This window comes from Paenibacillus sp. FSL R5-0470, assembly GCF_037975205.1.
Taxonomy (GTDB): Bacteria; Bacillota; Bacilli; order Paenibacillales; family Paenibacillaceae; genus Paenibacillus_AQ.
The window spans coordinates 5,785,807-5,804,200 of record NZ_CP150238.1 but is presented as its reverse complement, the minus strand read 5'-3'; the positions used below and the strand labels follow the sequence as shown (position 1 = coordinate 5,804,200).

At 42.7% G+C, this 18,394-nt stretch carries 20 protein-coding genes and 1 other annotated feature; of the genes, 10 read left to right on the top strand and 10 right to left on the bottom strand.

What is annotated here, in order from left to right; translation table 11 throughout:
• The first annotated feature begins 31 nt into the window (after positions 1-31).
• On the top strand, positions 32-742 hold the full coding sequence (locus MKY99_RS25655) for a DUF2225 domain-containing protein (RefSeq protein ID WP_076285264.1): 711 nt from the start codon (positions 32-34) through the stop codon (positions 740-742).
• A 92-nt stretch (positions 743-834) separates the two neighbouring features.
• Here the strand turns inward: MKY99_RS25655 and MKY99_RS25650 are convergent, their stop codons facing one another.
• Both MKY99_RS25650 and MKY99_RS25645 read right to left on the bottom strand, forming a co-directional pair.
• Entirely contained in the window at positions 835-1,065 is a 231-nt protein-coding gene (locus MKY99_RS25650) for a hypothetical protein (protein ID WP_042130921.1), read from the bottom strand.
• Positions 1,062-1,253 (bottom strand): YycC family protein, encoded by a 192-nt coding sequence (locus MKY99_RS25645; protein WP_042130920.1) that lies wholly within the window; start codon positions 1,251-1,253, stop codon positions 1,062-1,064. Before MKY99_RS25645 ends, MKY99_RS25650 begins: the two co-directional genes overlap by 4 nt.
• 118 nt (positions 1,254-1,371) lie before the next feature.
• Here MKY99_RS25645 and MKY99_RS25640 point away from each other — a divergent pair, with 118 nt between their 5' ends.
• A complete protein-coding gene (locus MKY99_RS25640) occupies positions 1,372-3,171 on the top strand; it encodes a M3 family oligoendopeptidase (RefSeq protein ID WP_339267064.1) in 1,800 nt (599 codons plus the stop codon).
• A gap of 361 nt (positions 3,172-3,532) precedes the next feature.
• The gene (locus MKY99_RS25635) at positions 3,533-3,943 is read left to right on the top strand and encodes an O-methyltransferase (protein WP_094873297.1); all 411 of its coding nucleotides are present in this window, start codon (positions 3,533-3,535) and stop codon (positions 3,941-3,943) included.
• A gap of 148 nt (positions 3,944-4,091) precedes the next feature.
• On the opposite strand, the gene MKY99_RS25630 is transcribed toward MKY99_RS25635, so the two are convergent.
• On the bottom strand, positions 4,092-4,322 hold the full coding sequence (locus tag MKY99_RS25630) for an alpha/beta-type small acid-soluble spore protein (protein ID WP_042130917.1): 231 nt from the start codon (positions 4,320-4,322) through the stop codon (positions 4,092-4,094).
• Positions 4,323-4,524: 202 nt separating this feature from the next.
• Entirely contained in the window at positions 4,525-5,499 is a 975-nt protein-coding gene (locus MKY99_RS25625) for an aldose 1-epimerase (RefSeq protein ID WP_076300354.1), read from the bottom strand.
• Between the two features lie 134 nt (positions 5,500-5,633).
• Positions 5,634-5,871, top strand: a binding site (T-box leader).
• Positions 5,872-5,932: 61 nt separating this feature from the next.
• Between MKY99_RS25625 and trpS the strand changes: the two genes are divergently transcribed.
• The gene (trpS, locus tag MKY99_RS25620; protein ID WP_339267063.1) at positions 5,933-6,919 is read left to right on the top strand and encodes a tryptophan--tRNA ligase; all 987 of its coding nucleotides are present in this window, start codon (positions 5,933-5,935) and stop codon (positions 6,917-6,919) included.
• A 1-nt stretch (position 6,920) separates the two neighbouring features.
• Here trpS and MKY99_RS25615 read toward each other — a convergent pair whose 3' ends face one another.
• Together MKY99_RS25615 and MKY99_RS25610 are read right to left on the bottom strand one after the other, a co-directional pair.
• Entirely contained in the window at positions 6,921-7,109 is a 189-nt protein-coding gene (locus MKY99_RS25615) for a hypothetical protein (RefSeq protein WP_042130914.1), read from the bottom strand.
• Positions 7,110-7,217: 108 nt separating this feature from the next.
• Positions 7,218-8,219 carry a metal-dependent hydrolase gene (locus tag MKY99_RS25610; RefSeq protein WP_339267061.1) on the bottom strand — a complete coding sequence of 334 codons (1,002 nt, stop codon included), beginning with the start codon at positions 8,217-8,219 and terminating at the stop codon, positions 7,218-7,220.
• A 242-nt stretch (positions 8,220-8,461) separates the two neighbouring features.
• Here MKY99_RS25610 and cyoE point away from each other — a divergent pair, with 242 nt between their 5' ends.
• Together cyoE and MKY99_RS25600 are read left to right on the top strand one after the other, a co-directional pair.
• On the top strand, positions 8,462-9,394 hold the full coding sequence (gene cyoE / locus MKY99_RS25605) for a heme o synthase (protein ID WP_042191612.1): 933 nt from the start codon (positions 8,462-8,464) through the stop codon (positions 9,392-9,394).
• Positions 9,395-9,411: 17 nt separating this feature from the next.
• The gene (locus tag MKY99_RS25600; protein WP_305953490.1) at positions 9,412-10,035 is read left to right on the top strand and encodes an SCO family protein; all 624 of its coding nucleotides are present in this window, start codon (positions 9,412-9,414) and stop codon (positions 10,033-10,035) included.
• 125 nt (positions 10,036-10,160) lie between these two features.
• On the opposite strand, the gene MKY99_RS25595 is transcribed toward MKY99_RS25600, so the two are convergent.
• Together MKY99_RS25595 and MKY99_RS25590 are read right to left on the bottom strand one after the other, a co-directional pair.
• Positions 10,161-10,508, bottom strand: a complete 348-nt coding sequence (locus tag MKY99_RS25595) for a DNA primase (protein ID WP_076285257.1) — start codon at positions 10,506-10,508, stop codon at positions 10,161-10,163.
• 131 nt (positions 10,509-10,639) lie between these two features.
• The gene (locus MKY99_RS25590; RefSeq protein ID WP_076285256.1) at positions 10,640-11,827 is read right to left on the bottom strand and encodes an MFS transporter; all 1,188 of its coding nucleotides are present in this window, start codon (positions 11,825-11,827) and stop codon (positions 10,640-10,642) included.
• A gap of 270 nt (positions 11,828-12,097) precedes the next feature.
• Between MKY99_RS25590 and MKY99_RS25585 the strand changes: the two genes are divergently transcribed.
• Positions 12,098-12,535, top strand: a complete 438-nt coding sequence (locus tag MKY99_RS25585; RefSeq protein WP_042191604.1) for a hypothetical protein — start codon at positions 12,098-12,100, stop codon at positions 12,533-12,535.
• Between the two features lie 61 nt (positions 12,536-12,596).
• Positions 12,597-13,754: a transglutaminase-like domain-containing protein gene (locus MKY99_RS25580; protein ID WP_339267057.1), complete on the top strand. Its 1,158-nt coding sequence runs from the start codon at positions 12,597-12,599 to the stop codon at positions 13,752-13,754.
• 550 nt (positions 13,755-14,304) lie between these two features.
• On the opposite strand, the gene MKY99_RS25575 is transcribed toward MKY99_RS25580, so the two are convergent.
• Both MKY99_RS25575 and MKY99_RS25570 read right to left on the bottom strand, forming a co-directional pair.
• Positions 14,305-14,577, bottom strand: a complete 273-nt coding sequence (locus tag MKY99_RS25575) for an IS3 family transposase (RefSeq protein WP_339271793.1) — start codon at positions 14,575-14,577, stop codon at positions 14,305-14,307.
• A gap of 1,083 nt (positions 14,578-15,660) precedes the next feature.
• Positions 15,661-16,053, bottom strand: a complete 393-nt coding sequence (locus tag MKY99_RS25570) for a hypothetical protein (protein ID WP_339267056.1) — start codon at positions 16,051-16,053, stop codon at positions 15,661-15,663.
• A gap of 233 nt (positions 16,054-16,286) precedes the next feature.
• Between MKY99_RS25570 and MKY99_RS25565 the strand changes: the two genes are divergently transcribed.
• Complete coding sequence (locus MKY99_RS25565) at positions 16,287-16,448, top strand: hypothetical protein (protein ID WP_339267054.1); 162 nt, start codon at positions 16,287-16,289, stop codon at positions 16,446-16,448.
• Between the two features lie 1,091 nt (positions 16,449-17,539).
• Positions 17,540-17,689, top strand: a complete 150-nt coding sequence (locus MKY99_RS25560) for a hypothetical protein (RefSeq protein ID WP_339267052.1) — start codon at positions 17,540-17,542, stop codon at positions 17,687-17,689.
• Positions 17,690-18,394 lie beyond the last annotated feature (705 nt).

Sequence of the window (18,394 nt, the reverse complement as noted above, 5' to 3'; positions counted from 1 at the left end):
GACAGGTTGATCCTGAAAGGAATGAGAGTACTTGCCAGAGTTAATACCCTTATATTCTATTAAGGTCAAATGTTGCAATTGTGAACATGAATTTTCAACCTCTCGCGTACGCCCTAGCCTAAAAAAGGCTATCCGCCGCGATGCTGATTTTTGCGCATATTACAAAAACGAGAATCCGGATTATTATGTTGTACGTGTCTGCCCGAGTTGTGGGTTTGCCTCTACAGAAAATTCAGCGGACAAGCTGACGGATCTGCAGCGAAAAGCATTTAATGAACAGGTAGGAAAACGATGGAAGAGCCGTGACTTTGGGGATAAACGAAGCTGGGAAACTGCACTTGAGACCTATAAACTGGCGCTTTTATGCGCTCAAAGTATTAACGATAAGGATCGAATTATTGCAAGTCTGCTTCATCACATTGCCTGGTTGTATCGATATCAAGGGAATACGGAACAGGAACAACGCTTTTTGCGCTATTCATTAGCTGAATATGTGAAGGTATACGAAAAAGACGGAATAGCTGGCAATGATGCCCGGCTCATGTATCTTATCGGCGAACTTAACCGGCGCATCGGAGAGTTCTCTGTGGCTGTAATGTGGTTCTCACGCCTGATTAATGATCAGAAGATTATGGATGCTGCGATGATTCGAGCTGCCAGGGAGCAGTGGGTTGTGCTAAGAGAGCAAATGCGCGGCGAAGCTGTAGATATTGATGCCGATGGATTGCCTTCAGGTTCTTAAAGCTTCACGAACAACAAAAAGCGCAGAAGAGAGTAATGCTCTCGTCTGCGCTTTATAAAAATGGTAAGATTGGGATTTAGATTACCTTCTATTTATCGGACTGCCCGATCGAATAGGAGGTAATCTCCGTCGTTATCTACAACTGTGGGACTGGCGCTGCAACATGGGAAGACAAGTAGTTTTTTCTTGCCGTCACGAACGATTTGCAATTCTTTTGGCTTCATAGGGAGAAGAACATTCTCCGAGTTGCAGAACGGGCAATACTGCACATACATATCGCCTAAAATAATGTCATAAGGCCAGGTATGACTAAAAGGAATCATTGTGAATCCTTCCCAGAAGGAGACTCTTCATTTCCATCCTCAGCTTGCGGTGAATTCTGCTTTTTGGATAGCTCAGCTATTTTTTGTAGCAAAATATGTTGGGGCATATGCATCAAGTGTTCCAGTGGAACGCCTAGTTGCTTGGATAACGTTATGGCTGTTTCCGGTGAAATTTGTAGTGGCTTCATATGGATGCCCTCCTAAAGTTTATCGGCTATGAATGTTCTGGTATCGTTATTCACTTTACCATGGTGTTAAGTCAAATACAAAGAAAACCAAATGAGAGCAAAGGAATGGTGAGAAGACATGAAACAACCATTATCACTGACTTGGAAACTTGATTCCATATTTCCTGGAGGATCGTCCTCTACTGAGTTAGAAAGCTATTTAAAGAATCTTGAACAAGATATTGCAGCCTTACAGGGTCTGGTGAAGAATGCTGTAGCTCCAACGGATGTTGAGTCTACAAAGGCGCTGGACGAGGTTATAGAACTGCTTCAGAGCTGTTCAGGAAGACTTGTGGAGGTCTCTTCCTTCGCAGACTGTCTGGGCGCTCAGAATCAAATGGACAAAGGTGCGGTAAGACTGGCGGCTCGAGTGACAAGTATGCGTGCCGGATTCGAAGGCATTAGCTCACAATTCAGTAACGTGCTTCGTCAGACTACAGACAAGGTATGGGCAGAGTGGATGGCACGTCCGGAGATTGCTCCATTAACGTTCGTGCTTAGCGAGAGCCGTGACTTGGCCCGTGAGAAGATGAGCCCAGAGTTGGAAAGCTTAGCGCTAGAACTAGCCGTTGACGGATATCATGGATGGAGCGGGCACTATGATACGATTGTAAGCTCGATTAAGATCCCATTTGAGGATGAAGAAGGAACAAAGCTCCTCTCCGCAGGTCAAGCTTTTAACAAGCTGGATGATCCAGATCCGAAAGTACGTCAATCCATGTTCCATAAATGGGAAGAAGCATGGACCGAAGCAGCAGATAACTGTGCGGATACCTTGAATCACTTAGCGGGCTTCCGTCTGAAGCTCTATAAAGGAAGAGGTTGGGAAGATATTCTGAAAGATCCGCTGAGCATCAATCGCATGTCACAAGATACTTTGAATGCGATGTGGGACGTGATTACGAATAGCAAGCCTGCACTCGTGACCTATCTTCAGCGTAAAGCTAAGCTGCTTGGACTGGATGCTCTTTCTTGGGTAGATGTCGAAGCGCCAGTGGGTAAATCTTCAGGTAAAATCCCATATGATCAGGCCGCTAAAGATATCGTTACCCAGTTCCGCAAATTTAGTCCGAAGATGGCAGAGTTTGCAGAGCGTGCTTTTGATAATAACTGGATTGAGGTTGAGGATCGTCCGGGAAAACGTCCTGGAGGTTTCTGTACATCCTTCCCTGAGAGTAAGGAATCGCGGATTTTCATGACTTATAGCGGTACAACTTCCAATGTTTCAACCTTGGCACATGAGCTGGGACATGCTTATCATTCTTACTTGCTGGATGATCAACCTGTATTTAATCAGAACTACGCTATGAACGTTGCAGAGACTGCTTCAACCTTCGCAGAGGTCATTGTATCTGACGCTCAGGTTAAAGCCGCTGGCAACGCTGAAGAGAAACTGGCGTTGCTTGAAACGAAAATTCAAAACAGCGTAGCCTTCTTTATGAACATTCACGCTCGGTTCTTATTCGAGACTCGTTTTTATGAGAAACGTAAGGAAGGCCTTGTAAATGCTGAAGAGCTGTCTGAATTGATGGTGGAAGCACAGAAGGAAGCCTTCTGTGGGGTGCTTTCGGAATACCATCCTCATTTCTGGGCTTCTAAACTGCATTTTTATATCACAGATGTGCCGTTCTATAACTTCCCTTACACCGTTGGCTACATGTTCAGCACAGGCTTGTATCGACTGGCTCTGCAAGAAGGAGCGTCCTTTGCAGACAAATACGATAGCTTGTTGCAAGATACTGGTGTGATGACTTTAGAGGATTTGGTACTTAAGCATCTGGGTGTGGATCTTACGAAGCCGGACTTCTGGCAAGGCGCTACAGATCTGATTGTAGCTGACATTAATGAGTTCTTGGAGATGACGGAGCAATTAGTTTGAAAAAGTCTAAACTAAGACAAATTTAGCGGTAGAAAAAACAACAATTTTTCAGCATGAACACGCAAAAGCCCCTGATACAGGGGCTTTTTTTAATGATAAAATGTCGAAAAATCACGATTTATAAAAAGAAATATGCGATTAATCTATGGATTTCGCGCATCTATAGGGATAATAACCCAATTTTGCCGAATAATGTTGTTTGCCATTTGTTAGTAACCTATAATGAGTCTTAAGCCTTATATAAGGCACGCTAGAGTACCACTTGGCTGAACTCACAAAAATAAGCAAGCGCTTACGAAGTCGGTTCTGCGAAGTGCACTCAAATCAAGCTATGCTCACAAAACTTTTAGGAGGAGAAGTAATGCTTAAGACGGAACAACTATCATTAGCGAGACAGATGGATATGGTGTTTAAGGAGCTGCAGGAAGAATTATCGGGATTAACTTCTGGTACGGTTTTTGTGCAAATACGAAATAACATGATCGGAAAATTCGGGATACGACATAATCCTCTTTCTGGGCGAAGCGGGGGATTCACTGATGCAAAAGAAGGGATGACAGATGGACAACAGTCTTCTTTTCGACTAATGGCGCTGGAAAGCCTGAAATACAAGCGGCGTTGGACGCATGGTGAGATTTCTTATGAATTCGCCATTAGACAGGGAATGGTGATTGTAGATGCTACGTTGGAGTCCAATTATAATATGGCGAATCTAATGATTCGATCGCCTCGTAATGCCTATGCTGAAAGTTCCGAACAGTTTTTTGGTTAAGCGTTGTTTACATAAAATTTCAATAATTGTGAAAATCAAAAACCCTCCCACAGCTTCAGAAAGAAGTGTGAGAGGGCTCAAAAGCTACTCGGCTTTAGGCTTTATGCTTGATATGCCCTAGCCGGATAAAACACTTAAGATAACGTTGTTACTGACGACCAGACAGTTGTTGTTCTGCCAGTTGTACTAGACGTTTAGTGATGTAACCGCCCAGAGAACCAGTTTCGCGAGAAGTGTAGTTCCCGTAATAACCGTCAGCTGGGATCGTTACTCCAAGCTCCTGTGCTGCTTCATATTTCAACTGTTGCAATGCCGCAGTTGCTTGAGGAACGACCAGGTTATTGGAACGGCTGCTACGACCTTGACCTGCTTGACCCATGTGTGTCACCTCCTTCGCCCGTTGTGAAGATAGTATGAGCGCTAAGAGGTTAATTCATGCATCACTTCGAAAGGTTTTAAGGATGGTAATTATTAGTGAAATAAAAGTGAGGATAGAAATCCTTTATTACTAGGGATTACACAAAAAAATCGGTCTTCCCTTACGTAATCGCAAGGCAAGACCGATATAATGTATATCTGCTTTAAATCTCAGGATAGATCATTTCCAGCACGGTGGATAGATTCTGACTTTGACCGGGTTCTACCGTTAAAAGACCTGTGAAGGAAGCATCCTCGGATACATTCGGTGCATTCGCGAGCCAGGTATAGGGCTCAATACACAGAAATTGATCAGCCGGTCCTTTGGTATATAGCACCCAGTGACGGAATAGATTCTCGTCAGCAGTATAACGAAGGCCATAACCATCATCACGTAATAATAAGGCTTCTACAGGCTGTTTTTCTCCAATACGTAGAGCAGTATCAAAATTAGTTCCCTGCATGTTCATTCCGGTGTTCAAGGCTTCCAGATCACCAAGTGGAATCAGATTGCCGCTAGGGAGCAATTCATCGTTCAGTTCATAAATACTATTTACTGGGAGCTTAAGATTCCAGCGCTCAGGTTCTCCATCAATCATAAACCAGGTGTGATAACCGATCCCAAAAGGAATTCGATGATCTCCAAGATTTGTAACCTTTAAAGTTTGGGTAAATCGGGCTTCCTGAAGCCTAAACGTCATTTCGAATTTAAGTGGGATAGGGAATTGCTCCATCCAGTGTGGATCATCTTCCGTTCGGAATTCAGTAGTGACCGCGCAACCATCCTCATCTTCTTCAATATCGCTGACACACCAGGCCTGAGTTCGGTGTAGACCATGAATATGATTGTCATTAGCGGTATTCTGGTCAAATTGATAACTTGTACCCTCGAATTGAAATTGGCCCTTACGAATTCTTCCGGGTGGAATTAATAGCGGCATGCCAAAATGGTAAGGTTTTTGCATAAAGAAAGCTTGATCGCTTTCATCAGGCCGCCGTAGAATTTCCCGTTGTTTCTTGACATCAAACAATGAAATCACGTTATTTCCTAGTCGCGGCAAAAGCGTGACTTCCAGTTCACGGCTGTGCAAAATATAAGTATCATAACCGCCCCACTGCCCTTTGGTCACCTGTTTCATGAGATATGCTCCTTTATCGTAACTGTAATCGAATAGAACATGGATAACCTTATCATAACAGATTTATACGGTAGTGGTTAAGTGATTTGACAACTTCTCTTTATGGTTCTATGATGAAGGCATTAATTCATGATGATAATGTGATGACGGGGACAAGTAGGCAGGCATTGCACCTTCAGAAAGCCGGTGGTTGATGCGAACCGGTAGGACAAACCTGATGAATGGACCCCTGAGCGCCGAGCTTGAACGGGAGCTAGATACCCTAGTAGACCGGCCGGATCTTCCCCGTTAACGGAAGACTAAGGCTGTTTTTTCTTGTCCAACAAGATTAAGCAGCGAATAAGGGTGGCACCACGGTCTCACGTCCCTTGCGGATGAGGCTTTTTTTGCGTTCTCGGAAACTTAGAAATGACATCAAACGGAGGTCTATATTATGAAAAAAGTAATGTCAGGCATTCAGCCAAGCGGTTCACTTACATTGGGGAACTACATTGGAGCACTGAAAAATTTTGTGAAGCTGCAAGATGATCATCAATGTTTCTTTATGGTTGTCGATATGCATGCAATCACTGTAGCACAAGATCCTGCGGCACTGCGTGAACAGTCAGAATCCGTAGCGGCCCTCTTTATTGCAGCAGGAATTGATCCTGAACGTTCTAATGTCTATATGCAGTCGCATGTGCCACAACACGCTGAACTGGGTTGGATCATGACGACACTTACAGCAATGGGCGAGCTGGAGCGTATGACCCAGTTTAAAGATAAATCATCAGGTAAAGATTCTGTTGGCGCTGGTTTATTCGTCTATCCTTCCTTGATGGCAGCAGATATTCTTGTTTATAATGCGGATCTTGTGCCAGTTGGAGAAGATCAAAAACAACATTTGGAGCTGACTCGTGATTTAGCTGGTCGCTTCAATAATCGTTTTGGCGAATTCTTTACCATTCCGGAGCCGTACATTCCAGGGGTGGGTGCACGTATTATGTCTCTGGATGATGGCACCAAAAAAATGAGCAAGAGCAATCCTAACGCAGGCAGCTACATTGCTCTGTTAGATTCACCGGACGTGATCCGTAAAAAAATCAGCCGTGCAACGACTGATTCAGGACGTGAAGTAATTTTTGATCCAGCTAATAAGCCAGAGATCAGTAATTTGATGAGTATTTATTCCGAATGTTCTGGAATGACACTCCAGCAAATTGCCGATCGTTATGAAGGGCAAATGTATGGCGGCTTTAAGAAAGATCTTGCTGAAGTGGTTGTATCTACGCTTGAGCCTTTACAACAAAGATATAATGAAATTCGTAGCTCGGGTGCGATTACAGATATTCTTGCTGAAGGTGCTGGTCGTGCACGTATTGTTGCAACTGAGACGTTGAATGGAGTTAAAGAGCGGATGGGATTTCTGCCAGCTCGTTAATCTAATCAGCGCTTAGGCTTTCCTGTTTGCGTCTGATCTTGGCCTTGAGGATAAATCCCCAGCCAATATTCATGACACAGAGAAACCCGAGCAGAAGTGCCAACCAAAAGCTATAACTGATCGCGATTGAAGCGGCAGTAAGAATAAGAATAGAAGAACAAGCGAACCAAAGTGAAAGTCCTTTACCCATTAAGAGAGCCTTCCTTTCTATGTCTGCTAAAATGAATCCCGGAGTATGATAATAATACTCCGGGATTTTTTGTGATTATAGAATAGATCTCTGCGTAAGTCTACAGTTTCATCGTAAAGAACCAGGGTCAATGGAAAATCGTTTGTCGAGCTTCTCGCTGCTAAGCCAACCTACATAAGTATTTAAAGGTCGATATTGATTGTCCATCACTAATACAGCCACAAACGGGTATTGTTTGCGATGTAAATAACGTACGTCCCCCCAGCGCACCATATATCCTGAAGGGAGTTCCTCGACTTCGGCTACTGCATAAGAGGTGAAGTATAGAAAGGACTGAATATCAGGGTGCGACTTGGAAATCTCCACAGCAGGATGAGTCGAGCATACAGCATGTTTGAACCATTCCAGTCGGTTATTGACTAACTGCCCAACATCATAGCTACCATCTTTTTTCACTTTTACTACGTTCCAGCGCTTTAGTGAAATTGTAGGGATTACAATATAACGTTCGCCGGCATTATGATGTAAATCCTTGAGTTTGATATTACGCGTAAGGCGTGCGTGAACGACGGTTCTCCAAATATAATAAAGAATAGTACAGGCATACAGCGTAATAAATAAAGGTTGCGGTGGAACGATACCGGTGATCCAGAGAAGGATGGCTGCGATATGGCTACCAAATATAAACGGATCAAAAATGTGGATGATGTTCCATGCAATCCATTTCTCCGTGAATGGACGTGCAGCCTGAGTGCCATAGGTATTAAATAGATCAGAAAATACGTGAACACCTACACCAATGAAGCTCCAGAGCGCAATATGGCTTAGAGCTTGTAAATCAGTAAAACCAAATAAGGGCCCTAACACGAAGGAAATCAGCGCGGGCCACAGAATTAGAAAGGGTAGGGAATGTGTGATTCCTCGGTGATTTCGAATATACATTGCATTGTCCTTCAGTCGTAGCGCAGTATCGGCATCAGGAGCCTGAGAGGCGAGCACTGTTGCCAGCATAACAGCCCCGGCCAGTTTCGGATCAGAAGCAACGATGGGATCAACGAAGGAAAGCCCAGCTAAGCCTAGGCCCATAACTAAATGTGTAGCAGTATCCATTGGTCAGTTCTCCTTTGTTGTTCGGAAGTTCTCTATTAATAATTACCCAAATACAGCTCTGGTTATTAAGGGGATTGAAAAAAAATATTAAATAAATATTGTCACGTAATTGTCGAATTCATGAACTTACTGCCCCATGACTGTCAAAGTCTTCACGGGTTTGTTATGATAAAGTTAACAGCGAAGTTTTAAATACTTCGGTTAGAACGTTAGATTTTCGTTTAGAAGGAGGATCATTAGGTGTGGACAATCATATAACATTTCAAGCTTCTTCCGATTCTGCAGCCATGTCTGCAAAATCTCCACCGGAAGGTGCTAGCTGGCGTGATTTCATTGCTGTAACAAAACCCGGTATTATCCGATCTAACCTTATTGCGGCCTTTGCAGGATATTGGTTGGCCTCGGGTTGGGATGTTCATTACGGCAGATTAGTTCTGACTCTGCTCGGTACAATGCTGGTTATGGCTTCGGCCTGCGTTTTTAATAACTATTTCGACCGGGATCTGGACATGAAGATGGAAAGAACCCGTGAACGGGGGCTTCCTACAGGACGACTGAAACCAAACACTGTATTATTATACGCCATTGGGCTTGGTATTGCAGGTTTGATCGTGCTGTTTGCTTTTTCAGGTATGCTTGCCGGTCTGTTTGGAATTGTTGGTATGTTCGTTTACGTAGTAGTATACACGCTTTGGTTGAAGCGGACATCAACATGGAGCACCTCCGTAGGTGCGATTTCTGGAGCAATGCCCCCGGTAATTGGTTATGTTGCGGTTTCAGGAACGGTTGATCTAGGCGCTTGGCTGATCTTTGCCATGTTGTTTCTATGGCAACCCCCTCACTTCTGGGCGTTGGGCATTAGACGTAAAGAAGAATATAGAGCGGCAGGATTTCCATTGTTACCTGTAGTTAAAGGGACGCGACGTACGAAATTTCAGATGATTCCTTATGTAGCCCTTTTGCTGCCTATTCCAGTGTTAATGTACGCCTACGATTACGCAGGCATATTTTTTCTAATCATTTCATCAGCGTTGTCCTTGGCTTGGTTAGTATTGACCTTGATGGGCTTTAAGGCTAAAGATGATGAAGTCTGGGCGAAGAAGAATTTCCTCTTCTCCATTAACTACCTGACAGTTAGTTTGATCGTACTTGTATTGAATACGATTCACGGTTAAGAAGAGGGAGGGTATACGTGTCCGTGCAAACCTTTAAGCGTTACAAATGGACTTGGCTTCTGCTAATACTTGCTTTGATTATGGCTGGTTATCTGGCAATTAACTCTTTGAATTTAGGAAAAGAAAAATTGCCAGTAATCGGAGAAGTGCAGGACTTTTCTCTTGAAAATGTGAATGGAGACCAGGTTACTCTGGCTGATACACAAGGTAAAGCACGGCTGGTATACTTCTTTTTTACACAGTGTCCGGATGTATGTCCTATAACTACGTTTTTGTTATCTCAGACACAGAAGATTCTGGTCGAGGATGGCAGTTTTGGTAAAGATACGGGTTTTGTCTCTATCTCTTTTGATCCGAAGAATGATACTCGGGAAGCTATTAAGGCTTTTGCAGACCGGTTTCAGGCGAATTATGATGGATGGTATTTCTTGCGGGGGGATCAGGAAGAAGTTCGTAAGTTAGCGACGGATTCTTTTAAAGTACTAATCGCAGGGAATTCCAAAGAAAATTTCGTACATGCCAACCGTATAGCGTTAGTTGACCGAGACAATCAACTTCGTGCATTGTATGACGCAGGAGATACGGAGAACGTAACTCCTGAATTTCTTGCCGATCAGCTGACGAAATTGGCTCGGGAATAAAATATCAAACATTAAAAACGCCTTTTTCGAATCCCTCTTTATTGAGCGGATAACGAAAAAGGCGTTTTTTTAAATATACGATAGTATAAGTTTCATGCTATACATTATCCTTATACTTGTTTCAGCTAAAATGGAAGTGGTTCAGGGTAGATGATGAAATCTTCTAATCCGGCTTTTTCGAGCTGAGTGATGTTGTATTCATCAGGCGTACCCTCCACACCAGCATATCCGCGACGAGTATAAATATGATCGGCATCAGGGAAGGCATCCCGGAGCACACTGCGTATTTTTTTGCCAGAGCTATCGTTATCCAAATAAAGGTATACTTCTCCATCTCCTACTTGTTGCCGGAGGGATTCTAATTTTAGTGTATTTAATGTACCAAATGTACATAGGATTTCTACTTCCGGTACCAGCACGCGCCGTAATCTGCTGCGATCGTTCTTACCTTCGACAATAATCGTTATGGACATTAGCTGACAATCACCTCCGGGAATGGGTCTAAGCTTCAGGCTCATTATAGTTTACCGAAGGATCGTCATTTTTAACAACTGTTTCTGCAAGAAAGTCTTCATTCCCCGGGAAATGTCGTAAAAGCAAAGAATCATGCGGCTCGCCCGTTCCATTTGGAAGTGAGGTTCGATAGTTTACCAGTGTTTTTAGGTGGAAGAAGAAGCAATGCTACCATTAATAGTAGAAAGGCTATGAAGTAAGGAGAAACGAAGGACCTTAGCTGTCCAGCAGCCACGGGCCCAGCGAATGCACCAAGTGACATGGCTATCGACTGCATGGAGAAAGTCCGACCCATTCGCCCAGGGCCACCGAGACTAATAAAGAGTGATGCCATTGCAGGAAACAACACTCCTTTGGCTGCGCCGAGCATAAAAAGAATCGCAGCAGTCGGAATCCTGTGAAATGAAGCGAGTGCAAAGAAGCTGATGGCCATTCCCAGTAATGCCGCTGCTATTCTTCCCCCCGGAGAAAGACGGTTCAGGAAGAGCATGCTGAGCGTTACCAAAGCACCTAAACTGAGGAGTGACAGTAGTATACCAGTGGAAAGAATACTGTTGCTCCCTGTTTGAGATAGTGGGAGCTCGAAAAAGAGAACGCCTTGTGAACAGGAAACGAAAAAAGGTAAAAGGTAATACCGTTTGGATACCAGATCATCATCTTTCGTTGGTATAGAAGGTTTATCTGGAACTTTTAATGCTGATGGCGCTGAGCTTAGCGGCTTTAATATATGTCTCGAAGGCGCAGGTACACTAAAAAAAGCCATGATTCCTGTTGCGATAAGGAGCCATCCAAGTGTGGTGAAGGTGCCAGAGTAGCCGGCTTTTGCTACGATAAAAGCTCCCGCAGCAGGCGATACAACTGAAGCTAACGTATGAACGATACCATGTCCGGACATATATTTACCCTGCTCTGTGGCATCGGATGACAAAGAAGCGAGTAACGTCATACAGGCTGGAGAGAGGAAAGCGAGCACGAATCCACTTGCTGCTCTTAGCATTAGCAGATGCCATGGAAGCTGTACATGAGCTTGCAGCAGTAGGATAGCTCCCGCTGCGACAAGGCTGAAGACGATGTAGCGGCGGGAGCCATTACGATCGACGAGTACGCCTGCAAGCAGATTGCCGGGAAGGTGGGTCAACGAGTACATGCCCATCATCCAGCCAATAAAGGTGGGTCCCGCACCAAGAGAGATGGCAAAGGGCGTAAGGACGGGATACTGAGCATGTAAATCGAAGAACGCCAAAAAGAGAAATAAGTATAGCCACAGCGCAGTTTTCACAGGGAAACACCTCCGAGAGCCACCTACAGCACAAGTGAATGCAGGACGGCGTAATAATGAAGAACCAATTCTTAAGCACTACTTGTACTTTACGTGGGACAGAGAGGGCTTATACCGCTTTTTTAATTCCGCTGGTAGGTATACCTTTTACGGAGGGTGGAACCATGAATTATGATGGGTATTCATGTATAATAATTAATATTGGCGTTATGTCTATGGGAAGAGAGAATCCTTGGGACGAAACTAGGCGATAGGGGTGTTGTGAGATTGATGGATCCAGAGGTATGGTCACAGTTTATAAGGGAAAATTGGCTAGTTATTGTAATTGCGCTTGTCCTGCTGTTTGCGGTTGTTAATTTGGTTAAAACCGTTCTGAAATGGGCGATTGTCATCGTGATCGTTGTAGGTTTGTTCATCTATAGTGGTGTTACAATGGACCAAATTGGTAACGCTGTGAATAAGGTGGCAGATGGAACGGTAAGCACGCTGAAGAAGGAAGCGCAAGAGGTTATGCTTAAAGAAGCGCAGGATGCGAAGTACACTTCAAATGGAGACGGGACCTTTACGATTACAACGCCGAATATTGAAGTGAAGGGCGCAGCGGGTGAAGATAAAGTAGAGGTTACTTTCCGTGGTGTGAGTCTTGGAAAGTGGAGTGTTACAGATACGACAAAAACATTTATCGAGGAAGCCCGAAAACATCAATAACAGGCTTGGACTCAAAAATATAACAAGCGAGCAAGCACGCGACTGAAAGGAGAGAGCGGATATGATAAACGGATGGATGACTAGTGTGAGTGATGCTAATATCATCTCCATTGCCCTCCTGCTGGTTGTAGTCTTCTCTCTATTGCAAGGCTGGAGCAGAGGTTTCTCAAGCGCTACCGGAAGATTATTTGGGCTGCTGGGAACAGGGTTATTTACTATAGCATCTTTGGTATTAGCTATCCCAGCTGCGGCCTACCTCAATCCCTATGTAGAGACTTGGGCATCGGGGATTAGTCTTCCTGATACTAAGCTTACACAGTGGCAGCAAATTTATTATACGGCGGTGTCTGTGTTATCAGAATCACCGCTGGTTCGATTTCTATTGTTACTCCTGATTTCTTATCTGTTAATTCGTATGCTCTTAGGACTGTTATCCATGTTGCTACCTTTTCCACAATTGCGGCGTACTAAGAAGTTTAAAGACAGAAAGATTACGCAGGTAAGCCGTATGGGAGGAGCAATGGTTGGATTAATTATCGGCTTAATGCGTAGTCTGGTAATTGTTCTTGCTCTTTTCATCTGTGTTGGATTAAATCCGGAGAGTGGATTTAGTCGTTATGTGGAGTCCTCTCCAATCTATAGTCAGAGCGCTGCTGCTGTATTTGAACCTATTGTTGGTGAGACTGTGCAGAAGAAACTTCCAATTCTGACGAAGACCGTTGCAGCAGAGATGAATGATATCCTTCGCAGAAAATATGAGGTTATCGATCATGAAATTCCTCAGGATATTATAGGAGCAGCAGAAGACATTGTTGGACAAGCGCAAGAAGAAGAGAAAAAAGCGAGACTTCTCTATGATTGGGTAGGTACACGCGTGACTTACGATTATGCTAAGGCTGACAATTATTTGCAAAACAGGGTCTGGCATGAACAGACACCACAGGATACATTCGACACTCGGCAAGGGGTGTGTATAGACTATGCCCGACTGTACGCTGTGATGGCTCGTTCACAGGGCTTGCAGGTACGGGTTGTAACAGGTCAGGGTTATGATGGGCGTGGCGGATATGGTGCACATGCTTGGAATGAAGTATATATAAGTGATCGGCAAGCTTGGATTCCGCTGGATCCGACTTGGGCTAGCAGTGGAGATTGGTTCAATCCGAAGGATTTTGATGAAACGCATATTAGGGAGAACAATGAAAGTCTATATCGCTAAAAAAATACGCCTCATCGGTTTGAAGCGCTCCCTGTCAGGTGGACAATGTAAAAAATAAAAATAGTTAGTTTAGATACCTCAGCTCGTATTACCAGAGCTGAGGTATCTTCGTTATGCAGCTCGTCGGTATTCGTTAGGTGACAAGCCATTCAGGCATTCTGTGTAGCGGTAATTATTGTAGTAGTGAATATATTTGCTAACCTCTGTGAGGAATTTTTCATAGGTGTCATACTCTGTAAGTAATAGCTATCGGACTTGTAGGTTCCCCAATATCGCTCAATAAGTTGGTTGTCCAAACATCGGCTCACACTTTTCTTAAATCCATATTTTTCATGTAGTCGGTTATACTCATGAGATGTGTACTGAAAGCCTCTGTCGCTTTATAGAAGAGGGGATAAGGCAGGATTCTTCGCGTAAGCCCTTTTCAGCGTATCCATCACGAGTCTATTGTTGTTGGAATGGCTTAATACCCATGAGACAATGGAATTATCATATACATCAATAATGACGCTCAAATAGGTTTTTCGCCCATTCCCATACTTCAATTCTGTCACATCTGTACACCATTTTGAATTAGGTAATTGGTATTAAAGTTACGGTTCATTACATTTTCAGCTACATGGATCTCTGCAGCTTTCACATAACTTGCTCGTTTTCTTCGAAAGACCGCTTTGAGTCCAAGAGCACTCATGATTCGGTAATGACGCTTTTTGTTGTACTTCTTTTTGAGCTTTCGGTTTAATTGCTTGCGCATTTGACGATAGTCAAGTATCCCCTTTCGCTTGTTATAACGATGCTTTACTTGTTTGGCTAACGCACGAATTTAAAATCCATGCTAGAGGTTTTCCATTCTAACCACTTGTAATAGGCAGATCGAGCAACCCCAACTAATGCACACAATTTCGTAATTGTGTAGCCTATTTCCTTGTTCAGTTCTTGAATCGTTTGATACAAGTTTACTTGTCGAACGAGGGTTAGCGTTGTTTTTTCAACTGCCTACTATAAATGGGAGCATATCAATTCGCACACTTTCTTTTAAAAGGGTTAATGTTTTCAAACTTTTGGTACTTGTGCGTTCCCCGATTCTATCTCAATAAAGATAACGAGTTTTTGGCAATACTCAATCTCGACTTCAAGTCGTACGTGTTCTTTGCAGGCATTATTACTTTGATCGATTCATCCATAACAACCTTTTGCAGTTTTCGTGCATTATCTTGCGGCGAATTTTGGTTATAGCTGGCTTTTTTTGTGGAGTATCTACGAGAATAGAGGTCCTATTCAGGATGCTCTGTTCGTTGGCAATGGCGATTGTCTTGCTAACGAGCATGTCCAATAATTTAATGTCTTTCAACCGCAGTTTGCGGAATTTCGTTAAAGAGCTAGTGTCAATAACAAGATTCTCTGGCGCCATAAAGAAATTACTTGAATGACAGATCGAACTCAGGACCCTCGATAAGGTCTACAGCAGATAAAATATTTAAATATGCGAATGGAATTATTTGAGTTACGCCCATTGTCCAAGCAATATTTTCCTTAAAGTTCCTCATTTATGAAGGGGATATCAACTAGTTCATTGATTTGACGAAGCATAATGTCTTAGGAATGACGATGTCATACAAAGCTGCGAGAGGACTTAGAACCAATGATTGTTGTTTTTGAATTATCCGAGTTCACTTACTTCTTGTAATTAATACTTTAATTACACGTCAAAAAAAGGTACAGCCTTCTTAATATTCTTGAAGGACAGTACCTTTAAAATTAGACGGACTTTTTTAGTAACCTCGTCGAGCACCGGAAACAACTTATAGCAAAGGGTCGTTTTTCAACATCTAAAAACTAAGTGATTGACCGACTTTGGTTAGCGTTTGCCTTTAAGATTAATATGAATTAAAAATTAGAGTAGTGTTTAACGAATTGATCCTGTTACCGAAGCGTTTGAAGCAGCAAGTATGTTGACATCTACTTGAAGGATATAGGTTGCATTAAGATCAAGCCATACATCTGTTGATTGAGTTCTATTATTAGGTGTTACATCTATATTAGCTATGGTTTGCACTTGATTAGTGCCGATTACTTTATATAAAATAGCATCTCCACCATAATTACCATCCGGACCAAGACTTCCTGAGTAAGTGACAGTCAATTTCATATACTTACCAGAACCCGTTATTTGAATGCTTTTTGCAGAATTATCAGCCCTTGTAGATGTGACGCTTCCTGTAGTAGCTGCGCTTGCACTAGAAGTGAAGATTGTAAAGATGAACAAAAATGACAATAATATTGATGAAAACTTTTTCATAGTAAAACCTCCTGTTATTTAGTATTTTCAGGAACATTATACCAATTAATATCTTACTTGTAAACATACTGATTTTTTGTAATATTCTTGAGTCTATTGAATTTCACCTGATGAAGGCCAAAAAGGGCAGACCCGCAGTATGAGTGGTCATTCCGCGATTAGGCAGACAGCTTGAGAGCTGGAGAATGTCGAAAAGATGATTTTTCTCGAGGGACTGTTGATATACAAATACGATGATCTGTCTAAAATACTTCTCTCGAAGCAGTGCATCATATCATCGAGCTCCAACTCATCTTGCTGCTACATCCATTCCTGCCGCTACGATTAAAGGAAGTTCTGTGTCAGGAACTGGAATCCTTGAAGTAGGTGTACCCCATCTCATTGTTCTAGCGTAAGGGATAGTAACCTCTGAATTGAAACAGATCTAAAGACAAATCCGTAAACAAGAGACAAACCTGAGCCTTGCTCTAAGCAGTGTATTCATCTTTCCAGGACAGCAAGAGCTTGACGTTTTCGATATCGCTGACTGGTTCCTCGTAAGGGCAAACCCAGTACCTCTCCTGCCCCTCCACGGTATCGGAGTTAGGGCTGACTTTCGGATGTACAGTTCAGCAAAATCATTTAGGGAAGGCAGACTCCTGCCGAACGAATCAGGCGGTTGGTTTTCACCAAGGCAATCACATGCAATCCCTTGCGGTTAGCCCATGTACCAGCTGTTCATAAGAACATTGTCCTGTTCATCCTTTTGGGTTGGAAAGGCTTCGATGCAAGTCATTGTTGCTTTTGAAAAGCAACAATGACTTGGCAATACGCTTCCTGATGGTAAAGGTAATCCCATGCATAGGAGCAACCTCTTGCTACCACATGAGCCGTAACTAGGCAATGACACCAAACGGACTTACGGGCTTCACAGGGATATTGGAAGCGTGAGGCCTCTATATTCACGGTAGACTTGTCATTTTTGCAGCACGTGTCATCGACGATGAAAAACACTACCTTCCGGTTTTCCACGGGTCTCATCTGTTAGGCTCGAATTCGATTCATCATCGTGTCCATGCGACTGCGCTGCATGGGATTAACGCACCAAGGGGAATGATTCAATAAGTTTGTGGTGTTGCTCAGATGACCCAACTGCGACTTGGAAAACTCTAAATCCAGAGCGAAAATGAACTTGATGATGGGCAGGTAGAGGGATACCATAGTAGTAGGACATCTCCTTTATCTTAAAAATTGTGGTTTGTGGTAAACAACAAATTCTTCAAAAAGGCTAAATGTTCTTCTTTTTTTCTGTTATATTAACGCTTTTTTTAAAATCTTTTACATATTTGATAATTTTCCTAAATAAAATATTGCGTATTGTTACGTTATATAATACTATATTCATATAGATACAATTTCTTTTCTGCAATGAAGTGCCAGATACACATCATTGCTAGAATATCTGAGCAAATTAAGTATTTATAAATTAAAAAACAAGGAGCAATGAATGACTATTAGTGTAAACAAGTCAGGTGTGGCACATAACGTGGTCGATACTAATCTTAATGCAACGGGTAGCGAAATTTTGCCACAGGAGGTATACATTATGACAGGTCAACTTCCAACATCCAACATCGTTGCAATGGTCACATATTAAATATCGGAATTTTTTCGGCAATATCGTGAGAGTATACTTGTTCACAGATTCAACAAATATTTTTGATCCAGATGGGCAAACAGTTCAAATCGTAATAAATTCTGGAGGTCAGGTTGCTGGATAGCAGAAGGACAAGCTGATAGTTCTCATAAGGATTGGCTGCTTGTTAAATATTTTAAACAGCCAAATGGAACTAGGACCTTAATGTACACACAAACTAATGCGACTAAAACCAATGGTTTCGCTCCAATTGCTCTAGAGTGTGGATTACACAAAAGTACACTTTCCGTTAATGGTGGTTGGTAATCTTATATTTTTTTACTAATTAATATTTCGTAATATAACGTTACGTAATATTATAAGACATCTTGTTTTATATAACTAGATGACCACTTTTGAGAATATTTTCTCGGATTAGGCGAGGGTTTTCGGGGGCGGTGGAGGAAAAAGTGGGAAATAGTGCTGGAAATTAACGAAAATGAAAATCGTTTTCAAAAACGGACATAGTCCACCAATTTTCAGAATCACATTTTTGAAAAAAAAATGGCTGAGGAGCAAATCATGGGCTTCAGGTTCTTATCTACAGCAGACCAAATTCGGCTGAAGAAGTCGTAGAATGTGCCAATGCTGGCTGCTAAGAATGGCATGGATCGGCGTGTGCTTCATCTCCTTGATCCATTTTGTGGTTCTCATTTTGGGATTGGT

Excerpts from the sequence above, each read along its gene's own strand:
- MKY99_RS25565 (WP_339267054.1), top strand. The coding sequence starts at position 16,287 with ATGATCTGTCTAAAATACTTCTCTCGAAGCAGTGCATCATATCATCGA.
- MKY99_RS25645 (WP_042130920.1), bottom strand. The coding sequence starts at position 1,253 with ATGAAGCCACTACAAATTTCACCGGAAACAGCCATAACGTTATCCAAG.
- trpS (WP_339267063.1), top strand. The coding sequence starts at position 5,933 with ATGAAAAAAGTAATGTCAGGCATTCAGCCAAGCGGTTCACTTACATTG.
- MKY99_RS25560 (WP_339267052.1), top strand. The coding sequence starts at position 17,540 with ATGACTATTAGTGTAAACAAGTCAGGTGTGGCACATAACGTGGTCGAT.
- MKY99_RS25595 (WP_076285257.1), bottom strand. The coding sequence starts at position 10,508 with ATGTCCATAACGATTATTGTCGAAGGTAAGAACGATCGCAGCAGATTA.
- MKY99_RS25570 (WP_339267056.1), bottom strand. The coding sequence starts at position 16,053 with ATGAAAAAGTTTTCATCAATATTATTGTCATTTTTGTTCATCTTTACA.
- MKY99_RS25615 (WP_042130914.1), bottom strand. The coding sequence starts at position 7,109 with ATGGGTAAAGGACTTTCACTTTGGTTCGCTTGTTCTTCTATTCTTATT.
- MKY99_RS25630 (WP_042130917.1), bottom strand. The coding sequence starts at position 4,322 with ATGGGTCAAGCAGGTCAAGGTCGTAGCAGCCGTTCCAATAACCTGGTC.
- MKY99_RS25625 (WP_076300354.1), bottom strand. The coding sequence starts at position 5,499 with ATGAAACAGGTGACCAAAGGGCAGTGGGGCGGTTATGATACTTATATT.
- MKY99_RS25640 (WP_339267064.1), top strand. The coding sequence starts at position 1,372 with ATGAAACAACCATTATCACTGACTTGGAAACTTGATTCCATATTTCCT.
- MKY99_RS25580 (WP_339267057.1), top strand. The coding sequence starts at position 12,597 with ATGATAAACGGATGGATGACTAGTGTGAGTGATGCTAATATCATCTCC.
- MKY99_RS25635 (WP_094873297.1), top strand. The coding sequence starts at position 3,533 with ATGCTTAAGACGGAACAACTATCATTAGCGAGACAGATGGATATGGTG.
- MKY99_RS25585 (WP_042191604.1), top strand. The coding sequence starts at position 12,098 with ATGGATCCAGAGGTATGGTCACAGTTTATAAGGGAAAATTGGCTAGTT.
- MKY99_RS25610 (WP_339267061.1), bottom strand. The coding sequence starts at position 8,219 with ATGGATACTGCTACACATTTAGTTATGGGCCTAGGCTTAGCTGGGCTT.
- MKY99_RS25650 (WP_042130921.1), bottom strand. The coding sequence starts at position 1,065 with ATGATTCCTTTTAGTCATACCTGGCCTTATGACATTATTTTAGGCGAT.